Below are 20,116 nucleotides of genomic sequence, written 5' to 3'. Positions count from 1 at the left end.
GAGACACCCGCTGGGCTGGGCGGCCGAATGCCGATGAGTGGTACGCCGTTCGCCGCTGATGTCACCCGTGGCTGCAGGGCGAGCGCTGCCTTCGGGTCGGCAACCACCTGGGCCGCACCAGGCCCAAGCCATGAGAGCAAGGCTGCCAGTGCGGCAGCGCGCGCAGCGGCAAAGCAGAGGGCGTACGGGGGTCGCATGGCGGCTCCGGAACTGGTGGATGGGCGGGGTGGATGCTTGGCTGGGCGTACGGATGGGCGCGTACGTCGTAGCCCTCAGAAGCGCCCAAGCGCTCAAGGCGTGAAATCCTCCACGGAGTCGTGTTTTTTGTTTGCGATGACCCGGTAGATTTGCCGGGTCAGAATTCACTGCCGAGCGAAAAACCGACCACTGTTTCAGGCGCGGGAAAGCCCCGCGGCTGGCGAACCGGCCCGCCGGCAAACAGTTCCACCCGCAGGTGGGACCACACGCCGCGCCAGCCCAGCACAGCACCGGTGAGCCGGTTGCCCGCTGAAGGTGCAGCGCCCCATCCGCTCACCTGACCGTGGTCCACGCCGACGAAGACCTCATGCCCCGATACGCCCACCTCGCAAGCCAGTTCGTTGCGCAGCCACCATCCCTGCTGTGCTGAGAGCACGGACTCGCCATCGAAGCCGCGCACGGTGTAGCGCCCACCGATGGTGAAGCGGTCCAGGGGAACCAGGGGGTCATGGCTCCACTGCGCACGCCAGCTGCCGCTGTAGCGCAGGCGCGGTCCCGACACGGGCAAGGGCCAATCCAGCTGGGCGCCGGCGCTGGTGATGTGCGGACGGGACACTCCCTCACCAAACGCTTGCTCGGGCGCAGCCAGCGCGTATGCCGCACCCGTGCCACGCCGGTGGGACAGCGCCAGGTCGAGTGTGGCCGGCCCGATGGAATGGCGATGGTCTGCGCCAAGCGTCCAGCCAGCAGTGCGCCGCCGCTGCACCTCGATCTCGGTGTCTTCGATGAACTGCCGCGACGCCCGCCGCCACAAGCCGAGCGACGCAAAGGTCTTGCTCGCACCGTCACGCCGGAGCAGGTGCCGCAGCGACAACTCGGCGCTCTCGCTCTCACCGCTGTAGACGTAGGTCTGGCTGCTGCCCACCACCTGCTGATAAAAGCGCTGCCGGTTCGCCGAGAGCGAGACCAATGCCCTCCCCCAGGGCAGCGAGTACTCCAGGGTTTGGCCACGCAGCCCGTGACGGTCGGTCTGCGGGTCAAGGCCATGCTGCAGGCTGAGCTGAAAGATGTCGTTCTGCCGCAGGGGATTGTCCAGCGCCAGATCAAGCGTCCCCTGCAGTCGGCCCAGAGAGCGGATGCCGCTGTCGTCCACGGTGAGGCTGCCGCGAAAGAGGCGCACTTGCTGGAAATTCACCACGAGGTCGCTGTCGCCCGGGCCGAACACGGTGTGCCCAGTGTTGCCGGTGTTGCCGGTGTTGCCGGAGATACCGGTCTTCCCGGTGTGGCCTGGGGAGCCTGGGGTACCCGGCTGATCGAGCGCCGCCAAGGCCGGCACGATATCAATCTCAGCCGACGCCGAAGGAAGCCGGCGCAGGTTTTCCAACCCTTGCTCGACAGCCTGCAGATTGAGCAAGTCGCCAGGCTGCAGGGGGAAGGCAGAGGCCAGCCCTGCGCGCGGGTTGCTGCCCGGCGCGAGCCGGATGGCCCGCACCCGCCCCGGCACCAGAGTCAAAGTGAGCGTACCCGTGCGCAGGTTCTGCGGACCCACCAGCACGCGGCTGGTCACATAGCCCTTGGCCACCAGCGCCTGCTGCAGGCGGGACAGCACCGCAGCGATACCGCGCGCGCCCAGGCAGCGGGGGATGGCCGGGTCCCAGCCGCCGTCGACGCTGCGGTCGGCCGATGCAAGCAGCCAGGGAAACTGCGCCGCTGCATCGCCTTCGAGCGCCAGCCGATCGATCTGGATGCAGGGCGATTCGTCCGAGGGCAGGCGCGGCGCAGCACCTCCCGCCAGCCCCTCCGAGGCTCCCTCCGCCGCTGGCGCAGGAAACCGCACGGTGGGCCTGCGCTCCTGCGCCTCGCGCCGGTGCCGCTCGTCCGCCTGCAGACGCTGCAATTCGCGACTGCTCGCGTCAGGAGGCGCAGCGCCGGTCTGCGCACCGGCAGGAAGGAAGCACAGCAACAAGCTGAGTGCGCCAGCCCATCGAAGAGACAGGGCCAACGAGGCAGACGGGGCAGCACAGGGCGGGGTGGCAGCTTGCATGGCGGATTCCCGGTTGGGTGGGTACGAACGAGGCTCGTACAAACCAAACGGGGCACCTGAACTGCGGCAGTCCAGCGGGTGGCGCGGACCGCACCTTCACCTCATGGAATGCCGCCGTGCCAGACCCTGATCCGAGCGCGGCGGGATCCTAAATTCCGCTCCCTCACGATTTCTTGACGCGTCTGCTCCGGACGCACCAACTCCTCCGTACAACGCCTCCGTACAACGCATCCGATCAACGCATCCTTCGCGCATGGCCCGCTGTTCGCAGGCCTGGCGCAGACGCAAAAAGGGCCTACGGCTGGAGCACCACCAAACGCCCGGTCCCGGTGAGGAAGGCCGCGCGTACCGGCTCTCCGAGGTGGGCGGCTGCCACCGCGTCGCGGTACTGCGTGAGTTGGGCGCGCAGCTCGGGGTCGTCCTCCGGACGGGCGGCCGACTTGTAGTCGAGAACCCACCAGGTGCCATCCAGGCGCGTGCGCACCAGCCGGTCGATGCGACGCAGCGCGCCGCCCACATGCAGCGGCACTTCGTTGTCGGCCCAGTCCACCTGCGCCGGGTCCCAGCACCAGGCGCCCTCGCCGCCCAGAATACGGTCGGCCATGGCCACCGCATCGGCCAGGGCGCCAGCACCCAGAGCGAACTCGCGCGCCACACGCTGCAGCAGGCCGGCGGGCCAGCCCTCGCCGGGCGATGGCACCTCGCCCAGGGGCACGCCCTCGAGCAGACGGTGCATCGCCTCGCCGAAACGGGTGCGCAGGTTGTCTTCGGTCTGGGAGACCTGCGCGCTGGCGTCGGCTGAACGGGGTGCCTCAGGCGGCGTGCCACCATAGACTGCAGCCGCAAGTCCGCGGGCGACGTCGGGCGCCTCGGCCAAGGAAGGAACGACCTGCAGGTGGATCGGCGCCTCCTGCGCCAACGCGCGCAGCGGTCCAGGCGGGTTCGCGGTCAGCGTCAACAGCTCACACTGCTGCTCCATCCGCCGCCACCAGCTGCGCGGTGCAGCCTGGTAAGGCTCCACGCTGGACAGCACCAGCTCCTCGCGCGCTCGGGTCATCGCCACGTACAGGGCGTTGAGCTCCTCGTTCGCACGGGCCAACTTCTCGCGAGCCAGCAAGTCCACGCAGCAGGCTGGGGGCCGGCTCTCGCTGGCCAGGAAAACGAAGCGCAGGGGCGCGGCTTCCTCCCCCGGCCAATCGACCAGCACGCCCATGGTCTCGGCGCGTGGCGCACCGCCGTCGGTGTCGAGCAGCAGCACAAGCTTGGCTTCCAGGCCCTTGGCGCCGTGTACCGTGAGCAACTGCACCGCGCCCTCGGCAGCCACCGTCGGGGCGCGTTGGCCACCGGCGCGCAGGGCGCGCACAAAAGCGTAGGGGGTGAGGTAGCGGCCACCAGACACTTCGAGCGCCGCCTGCAAAAGCGCGCGCAGCCTGGCGAGCACGCCGGCCCGGTCGACCGCGGGCGTGGCGGCTGCATAGCGGGCCAGCACCTGGCCGTCGTGGCAAATCGCGTCGAGCGCGTCATGCGGCGGCAGGGCCTGCACCCAGCGGCGCCACACAGCCAGGCGGGCGGCGGCCTCGGCCAGCGCCGGCTGGGGCCACTCACCGGCGAGCAGCAGGTCGAGCCAGGCGGGCGCCGGTCCGGCGACGGAGCGGCCCTCGTCGTCCAGGGTTCGTGGCGGGCGTTCGGCGCGGGCGCGCAGAGCCAGGGCCGCCAGGTCTTCGTCGCGGGCAGAGAAGATCGGCGACTTAAGCGCGCGCGCCAGCGACAGGTCGTGGGTGGGCGAGACCAGCACGTCGATCAGGGCCACCAGGTCTTCCACCTCGGGCGCCTCGCCCAGCTCGCGTTTGTCGGGTTGCTGCGCCGGAATGCCCAAGGCACGCAGCGCCTCCTCCATCGCCACCAGGCGTTCGCGCTTACGGGCCAGCACCATGACCTGGCCTGGGGCCAGGCCAGCGGCGATCCGCTCTGCAAGCCAGGCGGCGGCCTGCCGGCACTCCAGGGCGAGCAGCTTCTCCTCGGGAGGGTGGCGAGGCTCAAGGAGACTATCGCGCCAGCGGAGTGCATCGGCCTGCGCTACCTTCGGCTCTGCCTGCGCCCTTCCCTGCGCTTCTGGCCCTGGTTCTGCGCCCGTTTCTGCTCCGGTTTCTGCTCCAGTTTGTGCTTCGCCCTCTGCTGGCGCCCCATCCCGGTCGCGCGGCACCGGCGGGAAAGCCAACACCCGGCCGACAGCATCGGATGCGGTGGTGTGGTTCCGGTAGCCCTGGTACTCATTGGCATCCTGAGCCGCCAGCATGGCAGTGTTCACCGCATCCAGCACCTGCGGCGCATTGCGACGGGTGTGGTCACAGCCCAGTCGTGCGCCCCCCAGGCCGTCGACGATGAAGGCCTGCGCGGCCCGAAACACCTGGGGCTCAGCGCGTCGGAAGCGGTAAATGCTTTGCTTGGGGTCGCCCACGATAAAGACTGCGGGCGCCTGCCCCCCGCCTGCGCCGGCATAACCGCTGAGCCACGCGTGCAGGGCCTGCCACTGCAAGGGGTTGGTGTCCTGGAATTCGTCCACCAGCAGCTGCGACACGCGCGCGTCCAAGCGCTCTTGCACCCAGCCCGAAAGCACCGGGTCGGACAGCAAGTCCAGTGCCGCCCGCTCCACATCGTTCATGTCGACCCAGCCCTCCTCGCGCTTGAGGTCGGCGTAGGTTCGCAGCAAGATCCTTGTGAGGCGTGTCATGCGGCCGTGGTGTAACCAGGCCTGGTGCTGGATGTCGGCGGCGTGCAGACGCTGTGCCAAGTCCTGAGCGGCGCGGACCTCCGCCAAGCCGACCAGCTTCTCACTGAACTTTCGGGGCTGGAACTTGTCAGTGAGGAGACCCTGAATCACGATCGCAAGATCGAGCTGGGTGAGCCCGCGCTCGACCCGACCCGCACCATCGATGCACGACTTGGTGGCTGACGCCCCCAGCAAGCGGGCCGCCGCCGCGAGCTGCTCACGCACCGGGCCGGCAAGCAGCAGAGAGTCAGGCCCCGCCGAGGCGGAAAGATCTGCGCCGTCCGTGGCGGCATCACCAAGGCCATGCTGCAAATCGTCGGCATCCTGGTCAGCGTCGTCTACCTGCTTTGCATCATCACCTTGCGAACCATGGCCATGCCCCACGGAGCCGGCAGGCAGCAGGTCGGCGAACATCGTCTCCCAGCGCGCGACCGAGGCCGCCACCCTTCCCCGCGCATGGGCCAGGTCAAATTCCACCCGCTTGGCCAGCGCTGCCTCCAGCGCATCGCCCGTGTTGCTGCGGCCGTAAGCGGCTACGCTGTCCGCGTAATCGCGGCGGGCCTGGGGGTTCTGGGCGACCGTGGCTTGGAAGGGCCGCCAGACCCGGGCAATAGCCTGGGCGTCGTCTTCGAGCAGCTCGCCACGCGCGGGCAAGCCCAGCGCCTCCAGGGTGGCCAGGGGTGCGGTGCGCAGCAGGGCCGCGAACCAGCTGTGAAAGGTGCGAATCTGTACCGGCCGCCCACCCGCCAGTAGCCGGGCGTACAGGCCCCGCAGCTGGGGCGCGAGTTCGGCGGCACGCGCTTCGGGCAGGCCGCGCAGGCGCAGCTCCTGCCGCAGACGGGCGTCGTCCAGCGCGGAGAACTCCCGCAGCCAATCCTGCAGCCGCTGGCGCATTTCGCCGGCGGCCTTTTTGGTGAAGGTGATGGCCAGGATCTCGTGCGGCGGCACGCCCTCGAGTAAGGCGCGCAAGATGCGCGAGACCAGCATCCAGGTCTTGCCCGCGCCGGCGCAGGCCTCTACCGCCACGCTGCGTCGTGGGTCGCAGGCAATGGCATAGAAGCGTTCGGCAGGCACCCGGTGACCGTCGGCCTCGTAGGCAAAGCCGGTGGCTGAGGATGCGGGATCAGCCACAGACGCAGGATCAACAGCAAGCGCGGCATCACCCGCCTGCAGAGGCAGGGCGTCTGGCCGGTCGTGCGTCTGGCTCATCTCAAATCGCTCAGGTCAAATCGCTCATGTCAAATTACTCATCGTGGCCAGAAGTCCTTGCGGCACAGGCCACGGGCGGAGCAGTAGTCGCAGGCTGAGCCCTCACCCAAAGCGGCCAACGGCGCGCCCGCAGCGATGCGACCCATGTCGTGGACGATGCCCCGCACCAGGGCGTCACGGGCCTCCTCGAGGCCAGGCTGCCGGATGAATTCGGTCTTCCCCCGCTCTCCGACATTCACGTAGCACCCTTGCAAACCTTCCTCGCCAAGAAGCGCGGCGTAAAACGCCAGTTGGGTGTCCTCCAGCGGATCCTTCACCCGGCTCTTGGTCTTCTTGGAATCCTCGGTCTTGTAGTCCATCACCAACCGGCGAACCCCACCCACGTCGGCCGGAGTTCCAACCCGGTCGATACGGTCGATACGGCCGCTCAGACGCACCGGCCCGAGGCCCGCCTCGCGGGACTGCTCGCCGCACTCGTAGCGCGCCCCGGATTGAGCCTCGAAGTCCTGCAGCGCCTGCAGATAGCCCTCACGCAGCTGCGGCCAGCCCGCCTCGAAGGGCAGGAACTCGCCGTCCTGCAGTCCGAGCTTGCGCTTGGCACCCTCAGCAGCCTGGTCCATCAGCGCCGCGCGCTGCACGCGGTCGGCCTGACCCTCGGTCGCCAGAGCCTCGTGAAACTGGTGCAGCACCTCGTGCAGCCAACTGCCGAAGTCGCGCTTGCCCAACTCCACATCGATCTCGGCGGCCTCCTGCAGCCCCAGCTGGCGCAGCGCGAAAAAGCGGTAGGGGCAGCGACGCAGGTCCTCATAGGCACTGGCAGAAACCTCGCGCAGCGCCAGTTGTGGCGCGCTGGCCCCCGGCGGCGCGATGGGAGAAGGCGCCAGGGCCATCGACGTGCGCGGATCCATCCCCTCGTGGCAGGCGCCACCGAGCTGCAGCTGTTGCACCAAGGCACTGGGCAGCACCGGGTCGCCCTTGTCGTCACTGGTGCGCCACAGCAGGTCCACCACCGGCAGCGCCAGCGCCGCTTGCCAGGCCCTGCGCAGGGCCCGCTCCAGGTCCTCGCGCGCGGGCAGGCCCAGGCCCAGGCGCTGGGCGGCGGTCCAGGGGCCGGGGGGTTCGGGCGAGGGCGCGAGGCGAACCTCGTCGCAACCGGGCACGACCAGCGCGTTGAAGCGGCGCCCGAGCAATTGGTTGAAGGGCAGCACCACCACCTGCGCCTGCTCGGGCGAGGCCGGCATGAAGCTCGCGGCCTCCAGAGCCTCACCGGCCCAGGCGCTCAGTTCGTTCAGGTCCAGGCGGCGCTCCCCCTGCGGCAAGCGCGCCCACAGCTGCTGCCCGGCTTCATCGAGCCCCAAGACGGCGATGAGTTGCTCTCCCGCCGGGTCGGCCTCCATCGCTGGCCACAGCCCTGTCTCTTGAAGCAACTCGCGCAGAGCCTGTTGCCAGCGGGGCAGGGTGCGGGGCGCGCGCAGGCGCTCGCGCCAGGCGTCGGCTTGCTGCACCAGGGCACTGTCGCCGGCCTCCTGCCAGCTGCGCAAACCCTCGCGGCGCAGGCGGCGCTCGAGCGCGCGCAAGTCGGCCACCGAAACCAAGGGCAGGTGCTTGAGCCAGTCGAGCACCTCGTCGGTCGGCGCGTCCCAGCGGGCGGCTCGCAGCAGACCCATGAACTGGGCCGCGGCGCGCGTGGTGGAGAGCTTCCAGCCGGTCTCGTCGGCGATACGCAACCCGCGCGCGCCAAGCATGGCCCGGATGCGGCGTGTGAGAACGCGGTCGACCGCCGCAAGCGCCACCGGTGTGCGCCCCTCGGCCAGGTGACGCACCACGCAGGCGGCGGCGCGCTCGGCCTCGTCGGCGGGCGCCGGGCACGCGTGCAAGGCAATGCGCCCCAAGGTCTGCGGCAGCTCGAAAGGCCAGACCTCGGCACGCCCACCCGAACCCGAACCCGAACCCGAGTCGAGCCCAGGAGCCCGGGCCTCCGGTTCGGCCATCGCGCCAGCGCCAGGTTCTCCAGGGGAGTCTGTCGAGGCACCTGCCAATGCAGCGGCCAGCGCGCGCGCCACCGGGTCAGGCTGCAGGCCCTCCAGCACGACCAGCAGGTCGAGCGCGCCGGCCTCCTTCAGCAGCAGGCGGTCGGTCACGTGGGCCGAGGTCGCCACCCATTCGATGGCGATGCGGGCCAGGGCCACTTCCAGCGCCATGTGCGGGTGGTCCAGGCTCAGGCTGCCCGCCGCAATAGCCGACTGGGCCCAGGCACCGCGCCTCTCCGGCACCACAGCGGCGGCCAGGGGCGCCAGCTGCCAGGCGAGCTCGAGCAGGCGCGGCGCCAACACGCCAGCCTGTGCGCCCAGGCCGGTGCGCTCCAGCAGGCTGCGGGCGGTGAGCAGGTCCAGGGCGCGTTCGAAGCAGAGGTCTAAAGGGCCGGGCGCAAATCCGAAGCGGGCGGCCCAGCTGAGTGTGGTTTCAAAGCGCGGCGTGAAGCCGTCGGGCGCATAGGCCGCCCACGCACGGCGCGCGGGCGCCAGCAACTGGCCAAAAGGCAGCAACACCACCGTGCGGGCTGCGTGAGCGCCGCGCGCCGCCATGGCCGACGCAAGCCGGGCCGGCAAAGCGTCGAGGCTGCAGGGCAATACCGCCCCGGGGCCAAGGGTGTCGGCTATCGGGGTCATAGAGATTGCCAAGCGGCCCCGCCCCGGTGTGAAGGCCATGTTTCTGTCACAATCCCGGCACTTTACCTGCAGGCGACCTCACCGAACCCCAAGGATTACTCTCATGGCCAGCGACCTGATCAAGCACATCTCCGACGCATCGTTCGAAGCCGACGTCCTTCAGTCCAGCACCCCGGTTCTGGTCGACTACTGGGCCGAGTGGTGCGGCCCGTGCAAGATGATCGCGCCCATCCTCGACGAAGTCTCCTCCGCCTACCAGGGCAAGCTCACGGTCGCCAAAATGAACGTCGACGAAAACCGCGATGTGCCGGCCAAGTTCGGCATCCGCGGCATCCCGACCCTGATGCTGTTCAAAGGCGGCGAATTGGCCGCCACCAAGGTGGGAGCATTGAGCAAGGCACAACTCACCGCTTTCATCGACCAACAACTGGCCTGAGCCTCCCCCCTCAAAAGGGCCCCTCGCGGGCCCTTTTTTCATACATATAATGCGCTGACCGCCGGGCACCCTCAAGCCCGGCCCTTCCGAAAAGACCGCAGCCCGGTTTCCGGCGACACCGCCAGGTCCGCCAAGGTCCCTTCCCCCCGTTTCCCCACCAGCAGAACGCCCCCTCCAGGGCGTCTCCACGAGGCCAACTGCCATGCACCTCAACGAACTCAAGGCACTGCACGTTTCCGAAGTCCTCAAGCAGGCCGAGGAGCTCGAGATCGAGAACACCGGCCGGATGCGCAAGCAGGAGCTGATGTTCGCCATCATCAAGAAGCGCGCCAAGGCCGGCGAGCAGGTTTTTGCCGACGGCGTGCTCGAAATCTTGCCCGACGGCTTCGGCTTCCTGCGCAGCCCGGACACCAGCTACACCGCCAGCACCGACGACATCTACATCTCTCCCAGCCAGGTGAGGCGCTTCAACCTGCACACCGGCGACATGATCGAGGGCGAGGTGCGCATTCCCAAGGATGGCGAGCGCTACTTCGCACTCACCAAGCTCGACGCGGTCAATGGCGGCCCGCCCGAGCAGAACAAGCACAAGGTGATGTTCGAGAACCTCACCCCGCTGTTCCCCAAAGAGCAAATGCGGCTCGAGCGCGAGAGCCTCAAGGGCGAGGAAAACATCACCGGCCGTGTGATCGACATCATTGCCCCCATCGGCAAGGGCCAGCGCGCGCTGATCGTCGCGCCGCCGAAGTCCGGCAAGACGGTGATGATGCAAAGCATCGCCCACGCCATCTCCTCCAACTTCCCCGACAGCTACATGATGGTGCTGCTCGTCGACGAGCGGCCCGAGGAAGTGACCGACATGCAGCGCTCGGTGAAGGCCGAGGTGATTGCCTCCACTTTTGACGAACCCGCCGCCCGCCACGTGCACGTGGCCGAGATGGTGATCGAGCGCGCCAAGCGCCTGGTCGAACTCAAAAAAGACGTGGTCATCCTGCTGGACTCCATCACCCGCCTGGCCCGCGCCTACAACAACGTGGTGCCCTCTTCCGGCAAGGTGCTGACCGGTGGCGTGGACTCCAATGCCCTGCAACGCCCCAAGCGCTTCCTGGGCGCAGCCCGCAATGTGGAAGAAGGGGGCTCTTTGACCATCATTGCCACCGCGCTGATCGATACCGGTTCGCGCATGGACGAAGTGATCTTTGAAGAATTCAAGGGCACCGGCAACTGCGAAATCCACCTGGACAGGCGCCTTTATGAAAAGCGCGTGTTCCCCTCCATTCAGCTCAATCGCTCGGGCACCCGCCGCGAGGAGTTGCTGCTAGCGCCTGAGGTGCTGCAAAAGACCCGCATCCTGCGCCAGTTCATGTACAACATGGACGAGATCGAGGCGATGGAAATGGTGCTCAAGTCGATGAAGGGAACCAAGACCAACGTCGAGTTCTTCGACATGATGCGCCGGGGCGGATAAGCGCGCGGCCCTGCATACTTAAAGACTCACTCTCCCGCACACCTATAATTGCGGGTTTTGCGGAAAGTAGCCTGGGCATTGGGCCCGAGCCGGCTACCGCACCTGACGAGGAATTCTCATGAAAGATGGCATTCACCCCGACTACCGCGAAGTGCTCTTCGTGGACCTGTCCAACGGTTTCAAGTTCGTGACCCGCTCCTGCGTTCCCGCCAAGGAGACCGCCGAGCACGAAGGCAAGAGCTACCCCCTGTTCAAGCTGGACACCTCCAGCGAGTCGCATCCCTTCTACACCGGCACGCAAAAGTCCGTCGACAACATGGGCGGCCGCGTCGAGCGCTTCCGCAACAAGTTCGGCAAGTCTGCGCTGGCCAAGTAATCACGCCCAGCGTTCGCTTTCCGCCAAAGGGCAGCCCGGGCAACCGCGCTGCCCTTTGTCTTGCCGGTGGCAGGCACCTGGGCTCCACACAGCGCCGCCGGCCTTGCGGCAAGCACAGGGCTGGGACGCGCAGGTGACCTCGAACGCTCCCGCTCCCATTCGATAATCCGCCAGTGAACCCGCCCACCCCAGCGATCGTGGCCCAGAGCGCAGTGCGCCGCTTGCCGCGCGCAGCCTTATGGCTGTTCTGCCTGGTCTATGTGCTGCCCGGGTTCCTGGGGCGCGACCCCTGGCGCAACGCCGACATGCAAGGCTTCGGCGTCATGGCCGAAATCGCCCGGGGCGCCAGCACCTGGTGGCAGCCCACCTTGCTGGGGCAGGCCCCGGAGTTCGACGCCCTGATCCCCTACTGGCTGGGAGCGGCAGCCATCCGCCTGTTCAGTGACGCCCTGGGGTGGCTCTCACCCGAAATGGCGGTACGCCTGCCCTTCATGGCCCTTTTGGGGCTCACCCTGGCCTCGACTTGGTACGCGGTCTACCACCTGGCCCGCAGCCCACGCGCGCAGCCGGTGGCCTTTGCCTTTGGCGGCGAGGCCGATCCGCGCGACTACGCCTGCGCCCTGGCAGACGCCGGCCTGCTGGGGCTGATCGCCTGTCTGGGCCTGGCCCAGTTCTCTCACGAGACAACGCCCTCACTGGCACAACTGGCCTTCGCCGCCCTCACCTTCTACGGCCTGGCCGCCGAGGCCCGGGCGGCCGACGGCCAAGCTCTGCTGCGACGCCTTCGAGGACCGCTGGGTCTGGCCCTGGGTCTGGCAGGCCTAGCCCTGAGCGGCGCACCGATGCTGGCCCTGTTGCTGGCCCTGGGCGGCGCCCTGGCCTGGCAGCTGGACGCACGCGGCAGCCGCAGCGGCGGCGGCACCCTGCGGCGCAGCTTCGACGCGCCGGACGACGCGAACGACACGGGCGGACCGCAGGCCGCCCGGCGCAAGGCGGCGCTCGTCCTCGCGGCAGCCCTGGGCGTGGCTGTCCTGGCCACAGCGCTCGGACTGTGGCAGTGGCGACTCGGTGCCGAGTTGGGCCTGGGCAGCGCTGCCCGCCTGCTGCTGTGGTTCACCTGGCCGGTGGGCCCGCTGGCGCTCTGGGCGGCTTGGCGCTGGCGCAGACAGCTGTCGAGCCGTCACCTGATGCTACCCCTGTGGTGCGCCGGCCTGCCCCTGGTCTCGGCCCTGTCAACCGCCACGCCCGACCGCTCCCTGCTGCTGGCCCTGCCGGCGCTGGCGGCGCTGGCGGCCTTTACCCTGCCGACCCTGCGCCGCTCGGTGTCGGCCCTGATCGACTGGTTCACCCTGCTGTTTTTCAGCGGCGGCGCCCTGATCATCTGGGCGGTGTGGCTCTCGCTGGAGACCGGGGTGCCGCGCGCGCCAGCCGCCAATGTGGCTCGTCTGGCGCCAGGCTTCAGCCATGCCTTTTCGTGGCCGGCCTTTCTGGCTGCACTTGCAGCCACCGCCGCCTGGTTCTGGCTGGTGCATTGGCGCGCAGGACGCCACCGAGCCGCCCTCTGGAAAAGCCTGGTGCTGCCCGCCGGAGGCGCGGCCCTGTGCTGGCTGCTGCTGATGACCCTGTGGCTGCCGGCCCTGGACTACGCCCGCAGCTACCGTCCCATGGTGGCAGGCGTGCAGCGCGCGATCACCGGGCCAGGCTGCGTGGAGGTGGTGGGCCTGAGCACCGGCCATATCGCCGCGCTGCGTCACCATGCAGCCTTGGATCTGGTGCGGGTTGGCAGCGCCACGGACGCCCCAGGCCCTGACGAGACTTCCGCCTCTGCTGCAGCACCTGAAGCCATCGCCCAGACCCCAGCGGCCGGCCCGCGATGCCCCTGGCGGGTGCAGGCCCGTGCGATCAACGCGTCATCCACCGAGGGCACACGCCCGGTCTGGCGGCTGGTTGCGACCGTGCGCCGCCCAGCAGACGCCAAGGACCAGTTGCTGGTCTATCGGCGGGAGCGGCAATGAGTGCCGCGGCCACCCATCAGCGCGCCGAGTTGGGCGCGATAGCCCGCCATGCCGGCGCGGTGTACGTGGGCCAGGTGGCGGTCATGGCCTTCGGTCTGGCCGACACCTTTGTCGCCGCCCGGCACTCCGGCGAAGCGCTGGCTGCGCTCTCGGTAGGTTCAGCGGTCTACGTCTCCATCTTCGTGGCACTCATGGGCGTGCTGCAAGCGCAACTGCCCATCTGGGCCGAGCTGCGTGGGGCTGGCCGCCAGGACGAGCTCGGATTCTCAGTACGCCAGAGCCTCTATGTGGCGGCGGTGGCGAGCGCCGTCGGCATGGTGCTGCTCCTGGTACCGGGCCCCCTGCTTGCGGTCACCGAGGTGCCTGCCGCGCTGCAGGACGATGTGCGGCACTACCTGGCCCTGCTCGCCTGCGCCTTGCCGGCCACCTTGCTGTTCCGCCTCTACAGCACGCTGAACCAAAGCCTGGGCAAGCCGCGACTGGTCACCTGGATCCAGATCGGTTCCCTCTTCCTCAAGGTACCGCTGGCGATGCTCCTGGTCTTCGGCGCAGGGCCCCTACCCGCCCTGGGGCTGGCCGGCTGCGCCTGGAGCACGGTGATCGTGAACTGGACGATGCTGGGCCTGGCGGTGTGGATGCTGCGGCAGCAGGCGCTGTACCGGCCTTACCAACTCTGGCGCCGGCCCGAGCCACCGCACGGGCCCACCCTTCGCGGCTTCGCCCGCCTGGGGCTGCCCACCGGGCTGTCGATCATGGTCGAGGTGACCTCCTTCACCCTGATGGCACTGTTCATCGCCCGTCTGGGCACGGTGGCGGCGGCCAGCCACCAGATCGCCGCGAGCATGACCGCGCTGCTGTACATGACGCCGCTGGCATTCGGCATTGCCGCCAGCGCAAGGGTGAGCTACTGGCTGGGCGCGCAGCAACCGCAGCAGGCGCGGCTGGCCATGAGGCTGGGGTTTGCGCTGACACTGGCCTGCGCCTTGGCGATGGGCGGGGCGGTGCTGGCCTTTCATGGGTTTCTGGCGCGTCTCTTTGCCGGCGCCAACCTGCAGGTGGTGGCTGCGGCAGCGGCGCTGCTGCCCTGGGTGGCGGTCTACCACCTTTTTGACGCGCTACAAGCGGTCAGCGTGTTTGTCTTGCGCAGCTTCGGCGTGGCCACCGCCAGCCTGGTGGTGTACTGCCTGATGCTGTGGGGCGTGGGTCTGGGCGGCGGCTACTGGCTGGCGTACACCGGACCGGGTGCCACCGGTGGTTTGCAGACGCCGGCAGCCTTTTGGGGCACAGGCGCCCTGGCGCTGGCGCTCACGACTGCAGCGTTTCTGCTGCTTCTAAAACGGGCACTTCGGCGGACGCTGCCGCCACAGCCCTGAACCGGCCGGCGGGCAGCCAGAAAGAAAAGTTCGAGCCCTGGCCCAAGCGGCTCTCAATTTGCAGTTCGCCGCCGTGGCGCTGCACCACATGCTTGACGATAGCCAGGCCCAGGCCAGTGCCCCCGGTCTCGCGCGAGCGGCTGCGGTCGACCCGATAAAAGCGCTCGGTCAGGCGGGACAGGTGCTCGGGAGCGATGCCCGGGCCGGTGTCATAGACGACGAACGCGAGCCGGCCGTCGCCCCGCTCGCGCCAGCCGAAGTCGACCGCCCCCCCCGAAGGGGTGTAGCGAACGGCGTTGGAGGCCAAATTGCTCATGGCGCTCAGCACCTCAGAGCTGACGCCAGAAAGTTCGACGGCGGGCGCGGGCTCACAGCGCAGGGTGATCTCCTTGCCCAGGGCCGAGGCCAGCCCGCGGACTTCCTCCTCGCACTGCGCCATCAGCCCGGCCAGAGAAACCCATTCCCCCCCGCCGGGCAAGGGGCTGCCCTCGAGGCGCGAGAGGGTGAGCAGGTCGTTCACCAGGGCCTGCATGCGCTGCGCCTGCTGGGCCATGAGCCCCAGATAGCGGCTACGGTCAGCCTCGTCGAGCGGCAAGTTCTGCAGGGTCTCGACGAAGCCATTGAGCACGGTCAGCGGCGTGCGGATCTCGTGCGAGACGTTGGCGACGAAATCACGCCGCATGGTGTCGGCCTGCTCGAGGGCGGTCACGTCACGTGACAACAGCAGCTTCTGGCCTTCGCCGTAGGGGTGAACCTGGGCGGACACCCGCGCCACGCGACCGGCTGATGCGCCGCGGCCGTTGATCACCACCTCGCGCGAGAAGTCACCCTCCGACAGGTAAGCGGTGAAGTCAGGGTCGCGCACCAGATTGCCTACCAGTTGCAACTGGTCACGCTGCGCATCAAACCCGAAATGACTGGCCGCGGTCTGGTTGCACCAAGTGATGCGGTTGATCTCGTCCAGCAAGGTCACGCCGTTGGGAGAGGCCTGAATGGCCTCCAGGAAGTACTGCATGCGCTGGCGCGCCTCGGTGACCTGCTGGTCGCGTGCGCGGAGCAGGCGGCGCACCCGGTCCACCATCTCACCCCACAGGCCTGTCAGCTCCGGAGGGTCGCCCAAAACGTCCGACCCGCGCAGCCAGCGCAGCACCCTCGCCCCCAGCACCAATTCCACCGTCAGCCAAAGCAAGGCGGCAACCCAAGCGCCCACAATGCCGCCCGTAGAACCGCCCAAGCTCCAGCCAGCGACAGTGCCCACCACCAGGAAGGCCAGGAGCACAACGATTCGAACCGCCATCGGAATCCGGGCTTTGCGCTCAGGTCTCCCGCACGGCCAACTGCTGCAGGTGCGGCTCTGACGTCAGTCGGTAACCCACGCCGCGAACCGTCTCGACCAGCGCGCCAGCCATGCCCAGGGCTTCACGCAGCCGCTTGACGTGAACATCGACCGTGCGCTCTTCGATAAACACATGGTCTCCCCAAACCTTGTCCAGCAACTGGGCGCGGCTGTGCACCCGCTCCGGGTGCCGCATGAGGAAGTTGAGCAATTTGAACTCGGTCGGGCCCAGCTTGAGGGGGGTGCCTTGCCAGCTGACACGGTGCGTCACCGGGTCCAGGTTCAGATCGCCGATGGTCACTGCCTCACCGGCCTGCTCGGGCGCGCGTCGCCGCAGCACAGCGCGGATGCGCGCCATCAGCTCCTGGGTCGAAAAGGGCTTGGTGATGTAGTCGTCGGCACCGGCATCCAGCCCCGAGATTTTGTCCGGCTCGTCACCGCGGGCGGTGAGCATCAGGATGGGGACCGACTTGGTTCGGGCGTCAGAGCGCCACTTACGAGCCAGGGTCAGTCCGTTTTGGCCTGGGAGCATCCAGTCGAGCAAAATAACGTCGGGCAAGACGGCGTCAAGTTCGCGCTGGGCGCCTGCACCATCTTCGGCCCAGACGGGCTCAAAGCCGTTGTGGCGCAGATTCACCGCAATCAGTTCGGCGATCGCGGACTCGTCTTCAACGATCAGAACGCGGGGCTTCTTCATACGAGGCGAATTACTGGATCGCCGACTCGATGTCGGCCATTGGCACGTGGCGCACATCCGCGCCCTTGACGATGTAGATGATCAGTTCGGCCACGTTCTTGGCGTGGTCGCCGATGCGCTCAATCGCCTTGGCAACGAACAGCAGGTCGAGGCTGGCAGAGATGGTCCGAGGGTCTTCCATCATGTAGGTGATGAGCTTGCGCACGAAGCCGTCGAACTCTTGGTCGATCAGGTCGTCTTCCTTCAGGATGGACACCGCCGCCTGGGTGTCCAAGCGGGCGAAGGCGTCCAGCGCCTTGCGTAGCAGGCCGGCTGCCAAGTCAGACGCCACCCGCAGGTCCGTGGTGGGCAACTGGCGAGCCGCACCGCTGGCGATGATGGACTTGACCATGCGGGCGATCTTGCTGGCCTCGTCACCTGCGCGCTCAAGGTTGGCGGTGGTTTTGGAGATGGCCATGAGGAAGCGCAGGTCGCGCGCGGTCGGTTGACGCCGGCCGATGATGGAGGCGATGTCCCGGTCGATTTCGACCTCCATCGCATTGACCTTTTCTTCAATCATCAACACCTGCTGGGCGGCCTCAACGCTGAACTGAGACAGGGCATAGATCGCCTGGTGGATTTGCGATTCGACATGCCCGCCCAGCTCCATCAAACGGGAGGAGACGGCATTGAGTTCGGTGTCGAACTGGGCAGAAATGTGCTTGTCGGGCATGGTGGGCTCCTGGTCGAACCGGTTCAGCCAAAACGGCCGGTGATGTAGTCCTCGGTCTCCTTGCGGGTGGGCTTGAAGAAGATCTGCTCTGTCTCCCCCACTTCGACCAGGTCGCCAAGATACATGTAGGCAGTGTAGTCACTGCAGCGCGCGGCCTGTTGCATGTTGTGCGTCACGATGACCACCGTGTACTCGTGCTTGAGTTCGGCGATCAATTCCTCGATCTTGGCGGTGGAGATCGGGTCGAGCGCCGAGCAGGGCTCGTCGAGCAGCAGCACCTCCGGCTTGATCGCGATGCCGCGGGCAATGCACAAGCGCTGTTGCTGCCCGCCCGACAGACCCGAGCCGCTTTGCTGCAACTTATCCTTGACCTCTCCCCACAGCGCCGCCTTGCGCAACGCCCATTCCACCCGGTCTTCCATGTCGGAAGCGGATAGGTTTTCAAACAGGCGCACACCGAAAGCAATGTTGTCGTAGATCGACATCGGGAAAGGCGTGGGCTTTTGGAACACCATGCCGACCTTCGCACGAATCAGCGCCACATCCTCCTTGGAGGTCAGCAGGTTCTCGCCATCGAGCAGGATCTGGCCCTCGGCCCGCTGCTCGGGATACAACTCGAACATGCGGTTGAAGGTACGCAGCAGAGTGGACTTGCCGCAGCCGGACGGGCCGATGAAGGCGGTGACCTTCTTCTCCGGAATATCCAGGTTGATACCCTTGAGGGCCTTGAAGCCGCCGTAATAGAAGTTCAGGTCCCGAACCGAAAGCTTGGGACGCAGCGCCGACATGGCGGCAGATCCAGCGGGGACAGGGTTCGATGCCAGGGGAGAAGTTGCGGTAGCCATCATGGAGCGGCCTCTTCAAATCTTGTTACGGGTGACCACACGGGCCAGGATGTTCAGGGCCAGGACGGCCAGCGTAATCAGGAACACACCGGCCCAGGCCAGTTGTTGCCAGTTTTCGTAGGGGCTCATCGCGAACTTGAAGATGGTGACCGGCAGGCTGGCCATCGGCTCGGAGAGGTTGGAAGTCCAGAACTGGTTGTTCAAGGCGGTAAAGAGCAGCGGCGCTGTCTCACCCGAGATGCGGGCCACCGCCAGCAGCACACCGGTGACCACGCCGGCGCGGGCAGCGCGCAGGGTGATGTCGGTGATGACCTTCCACTTGGGCGCGCCCAAAGCATAGGCGGCCTCACGCAGGGCGGAGGGCACCAGCGCCAGCATGTTTTCGGTGGTGCGAATCACCACCGGAATCACGATCAGCGCCAGGGCAGCCACACCAGCCCAGCCCGAGAATTGCTTGAAGCGCGCCACCACCACCGCGTAAACGAAGAGACCGATCACGATCGAAGGCGCGGACAGCAAGATATCGTTGACAAAGCGGGTGGTACGGCCCAGCCAGCCCTCACGGTCGTACTCGACCAGATAAACCCCGGCCAAGATGCCGATAGGCGTGGCAACAAACGTGGCCAGCATGACCATCAGGAAGGAGCCGTAGATGGCGTTGGCAATACCGCCCACCTCATTGGGTGCAGGCGTCATTTGGGACACGGTGGCCCAGGTCAGCCCGCCAATGCCCAGGCGCACCGTCTCGAACAGGATCCAGATCAGCCAAACCAACCCGAAGGCCATGGCCGCCAGGGAAAGCACCAAGGCCACGGCATTCAGGCGCTTGCGAGCCTGGTACTTGGCAACGCCAGAGGCTGCAATGCTCATGACTTCGTCCCCTCGTTCTTTTGCAAGCGGGCCAGGAGCAGCTTGGACAAGGTCAGCACCACGAAGGTAATGACAAACAACACCAAGCCCAGGTAGATCAGGGCTGCCTGGTGCATCTCGGTCGCAGCCTCGGCGAACTCATTGGCCAGGGCCGAGGTGATGCTATTGGCCGGCGCGAACAGGCTGATTGAGTCGAGTTGGTTGAAATTGCCGATCACGAAGGTCACCGCCATGGTCTCACCCAGGGCCCGGCCCAGGCCCAGCATGATGCCGCCGATGACACCCCCCTTGGTATAGGGCAGCACCACCTTGAACATCACCTCCCAGGTGGTCGAGCCCAGCGCGTAGGCCGACTCCTTGAGCATGGGCGGTGTCACGTCGAAAACGTCCCGCATCACCGAAGCGATGAAGGGAATGATCATGATGGCCAAAATGATGCCGGCCGAAAGCACGCCAATACCGACTGGCGGGCCTGAAACCAGGGTCCCGAGAAATGGCACGCCAGCAAAAAGGCCCTGCAGCGGCTGCTGCACCCATTCGGCCAGGATCGGGCCGAACACCAGCAAGCCCCACATGCCGTAGACGATGGAGGGCACCGCCGCCAGCAGCTCAATGGCCGTGCCCAGCGGGCGCTTGAGCCAGGCCGGTGACAACTCGGTGAGGAAAAGTGCAATACCAAAGCTCACAGGCACCGCGATCAGCAAGGCGATGAACGAGGTGGCCAGCGTGCCGTAGATCATGACCAGGCCGCCGTACTGGTCGGCCACCGGATCCCAGGTGCTGCTGGTGAAAAAGCCCAGGCCGTAGGCGCTGATGGCTGGCCAGGCGCCAAAAAGCAAGGAGCCCAGAATCGCGAGCAGAAGACCCAGGGTCAGCAGAGCAGCCCCCCTGGAAGCCCAGGCGAACAGGCGATCGACAAAGGGCGCAGAGCCTCCGCGCTTGGGCGCCGGAGGCTGGGCCTGTCTGGAAGAGGAAGAAGAAATCACAGCGTCGAGGTCCCGGGGATCCTTGGTCGCTTGGAGTGTAGAGGACATGAGGTCTCCATCAGGACGCCGGCCGCTGAAGGGCGGCCGGCCAGAAACGGCCGGCCGTCGGGGC

The 20,116-nt window shown here is 67.3% G+C and carries 15 protein-coding genes; 5 read left to right on the top strand and 10 right to left on the bottom strand.

Annotated features, from left to right (window positions below; all coding sequences use genetic code 11):
- From QE494_RS00895 to QE494_RS00880, 4 genes are all read right to left on the bottom strand, one after another.
- Positions 1–197: hypothetical protein (locus QE494_RS00895; protein WP_300040546.1), on the bottom strand; the 197-nt coding region annotated here is incomplete at its 3' end.
- A 158-nt stretch (positions 198–355) separates the two neighbouring features.
- The gene (locus tag QE494_RS00890; RefSeq protein ID WP_300040544.1) at positions 356–2,242 is read right to left on the bottom strand and encodes a ShlB/FhaC/HecB family hemolysin secretion/activation protein; all 1,887 of its coding nucleotides are present in this window, start codon (positions 2,240–2,242) and stop codon (positions 356–358) included.
- Between the two features lie 295 nt (positions 2,243–2,537).
- Complete coding sequence (locus tag QE494_RS00885) at positions 2,538–6,221, bottom strand: exodeoxyribonuclease V subunit beta (RefSeq protein ID WP_300040542.1); 3,684 nt, start codon at positions 6,219–6,221, stop codon at positions 2,538–2,540.
- Between the two features lie 38 nt (positions 6,222–6,259).
- Entirely contained in the window at positions 6,260–8,890 is a 2,631-nt protein-coding gene (locus QE494_RS00880) for a PD-(D/E)XK nuclease family protein (protein WP_300040540.1), read from the bottom strand.
- A gap of 103 nt (positions 8,891–8,993) precedes the next feature.
- Between QE494_RS00880 and trxA the strand changes: the two genes are divergently transcribed.
- The 5 genes from trxA (at position 8,994) to QE494_RS00855 (ending at position 14,558) form a co-directional block, all read left to right on the top strand.
- Entirely contained in the window at positions 8,994–9,326 is a 333-nt protein-coding gene (trxA, locus tag QE494_RS00875) for a thioredoxin TrxA (RefSeq protein ID WP_300040538.1), read from the top strand.
- 202 nt (positions 9,327–9,528) lie between these two features.
- Positions 9,529–10,794 (top strand): transcription termination factor Rho, encoded by a 1,266-nt coding sequence (gene rho, locus QE494_RS00870; protein ID WP_300040536.1) that lies wholly within the window; start codon positions 9,529–9,531, stop codon positions 10,792–10,794.
- Positions 10,795–10,912: 118 nt separating this feature from the next.
- Positions 10,913–11,170, top strand: coding sequence for a type B 50S ribosomal protein L31 (locus tag QE494_RS00865; RefSeq protein WP_300040534.1), 258 nt, complete (start codon positions 10,913–10,915; stop codon positions 11,168–11,170).
- Positions 11,171–11,343: 173 nt separating this feature from the next.
- The gene (locus QE494_RS00860; protein ID WP_300040532.1) at positions 11,344–13,185 is read left to right on the top strand and encodes a hypothetical protein; all 1,842 of its coding nucleotides are present in this window, start codon (positions 11,344–11,346) and stop codon (positions 13,183–13,185) included.
- On the top strand, positions 13,182–14,558 hold the full coding sequence (locus QE494_RS00855) for an MATE family efflux transporter (RefSeq protein ID WP_300040530.1): 1,377 nt from the start codon (positions 13,182–13,184) through the stop codon (positions 14,556–14,558). The genes QE494_RS00860 and QE494_RS00855 overlap by 4 nt, the downstream gene beginning before the upstream one ends.
- Here the strand turns inward: QE494_RS00855 and phoR are convergent.
- From phoR to pstC, 6 genes are all read right to left on the bottom strand, one after another.
- Positions 14,491–15,855 (bottom strand): phosphate regulon sensor histidine kinase PhoR, encoded by a 1,365-nt coding sequence (gene phoR / locus QE494_RS00850; protein ID WP_300040528.1) that lies wholly within the window; start codon positions 15,853–15,855, stop codon positions 14,491–14,493. The two genes, QE494_RS00855 and phoR, sit on opposite strands and share 68 nt — an antisense overlap.
- A 19-nt stretch (positions 15,856–15,874) precedes the next feature.
- Positions 15,875–16,591 (bottom strand): phosphate regulon transcriptional regulator PhoB, encoded by a 717-nt coding sequence (gene phoB, locus QE494_RS00845; protein WP_300040526.1) that lies wholly within the window; start codon positions 16,589–16,591, stop codon positions 15,875–15,877.
- Between the two features lie 10 nt (positions 16,592–16,601).
- On the bottom strand, positions 16,602–17,303 hold the full coding sequence (gene phoU, locus QE494_RS00840; protein WP_300040523.1) for a phosphate signaling complex protein PhoU: 702 nt from the start codon (positions 17,301–17,303) through the stop codon (positions 16,602–16,604).
- Positions 17,304–17,326: 23 nt separating this feature from the next.
- Positions 17,327–18,091: a phosphate ABC transporter ATP-binding protein PstB gene (gene pstB / locus QE494_RS00835; protein ID WP_300040521.1), complete on the bottom strand. Its 765-nt coding sequence runs from the start codon at positions 18,089–18,091 to the stop codon at positions 17,327–17,329.
- A 72-nt stretch (positions 18,092–18,163) separates the two neighbouring features.
- Positions 18,164–19,018: a phosphate ABC transporter permease PstA gene (pstA, locus tag QE494_RS00830; protein ID WP_300040519.1), complete on the bottom strand. Its 855-nt coding sequence runs from the start codon at positions 19,016–19,018 to the stop codon at positions 18,164–18,166.
- Positions 19,015–20,052, bottom strand: coding sequence for a phosphate ABC transporter permease subunit PstC (gene pstC, locus QE494_RS00825; RefSeq protein ID WP_300040517.1), 1,038 nt, complete (start codon positions 20,050–20,052; stop codon positions 19,015–19,017). The genes pstA and pstC overlap by 4 nt, the downstream gene beginning before the upstream one ends.
- Between the last annotated feature and the right edge of the window lie 64 nt (positions 20,053–20,116).

It is taken from the genome of Ramlibacter sp., assembly GCF_029866045.1.
Lineage (GTDB): Bacteria > Pseudomonadota > Gammaproteobacteria > Burkholderiales > Burkholderiaceae_C > Ramlibacter.
Note: the sequence above shows the minus strand (reverse complement) of the source record. Positions and strands in the feature narration are given on the sequence as shown.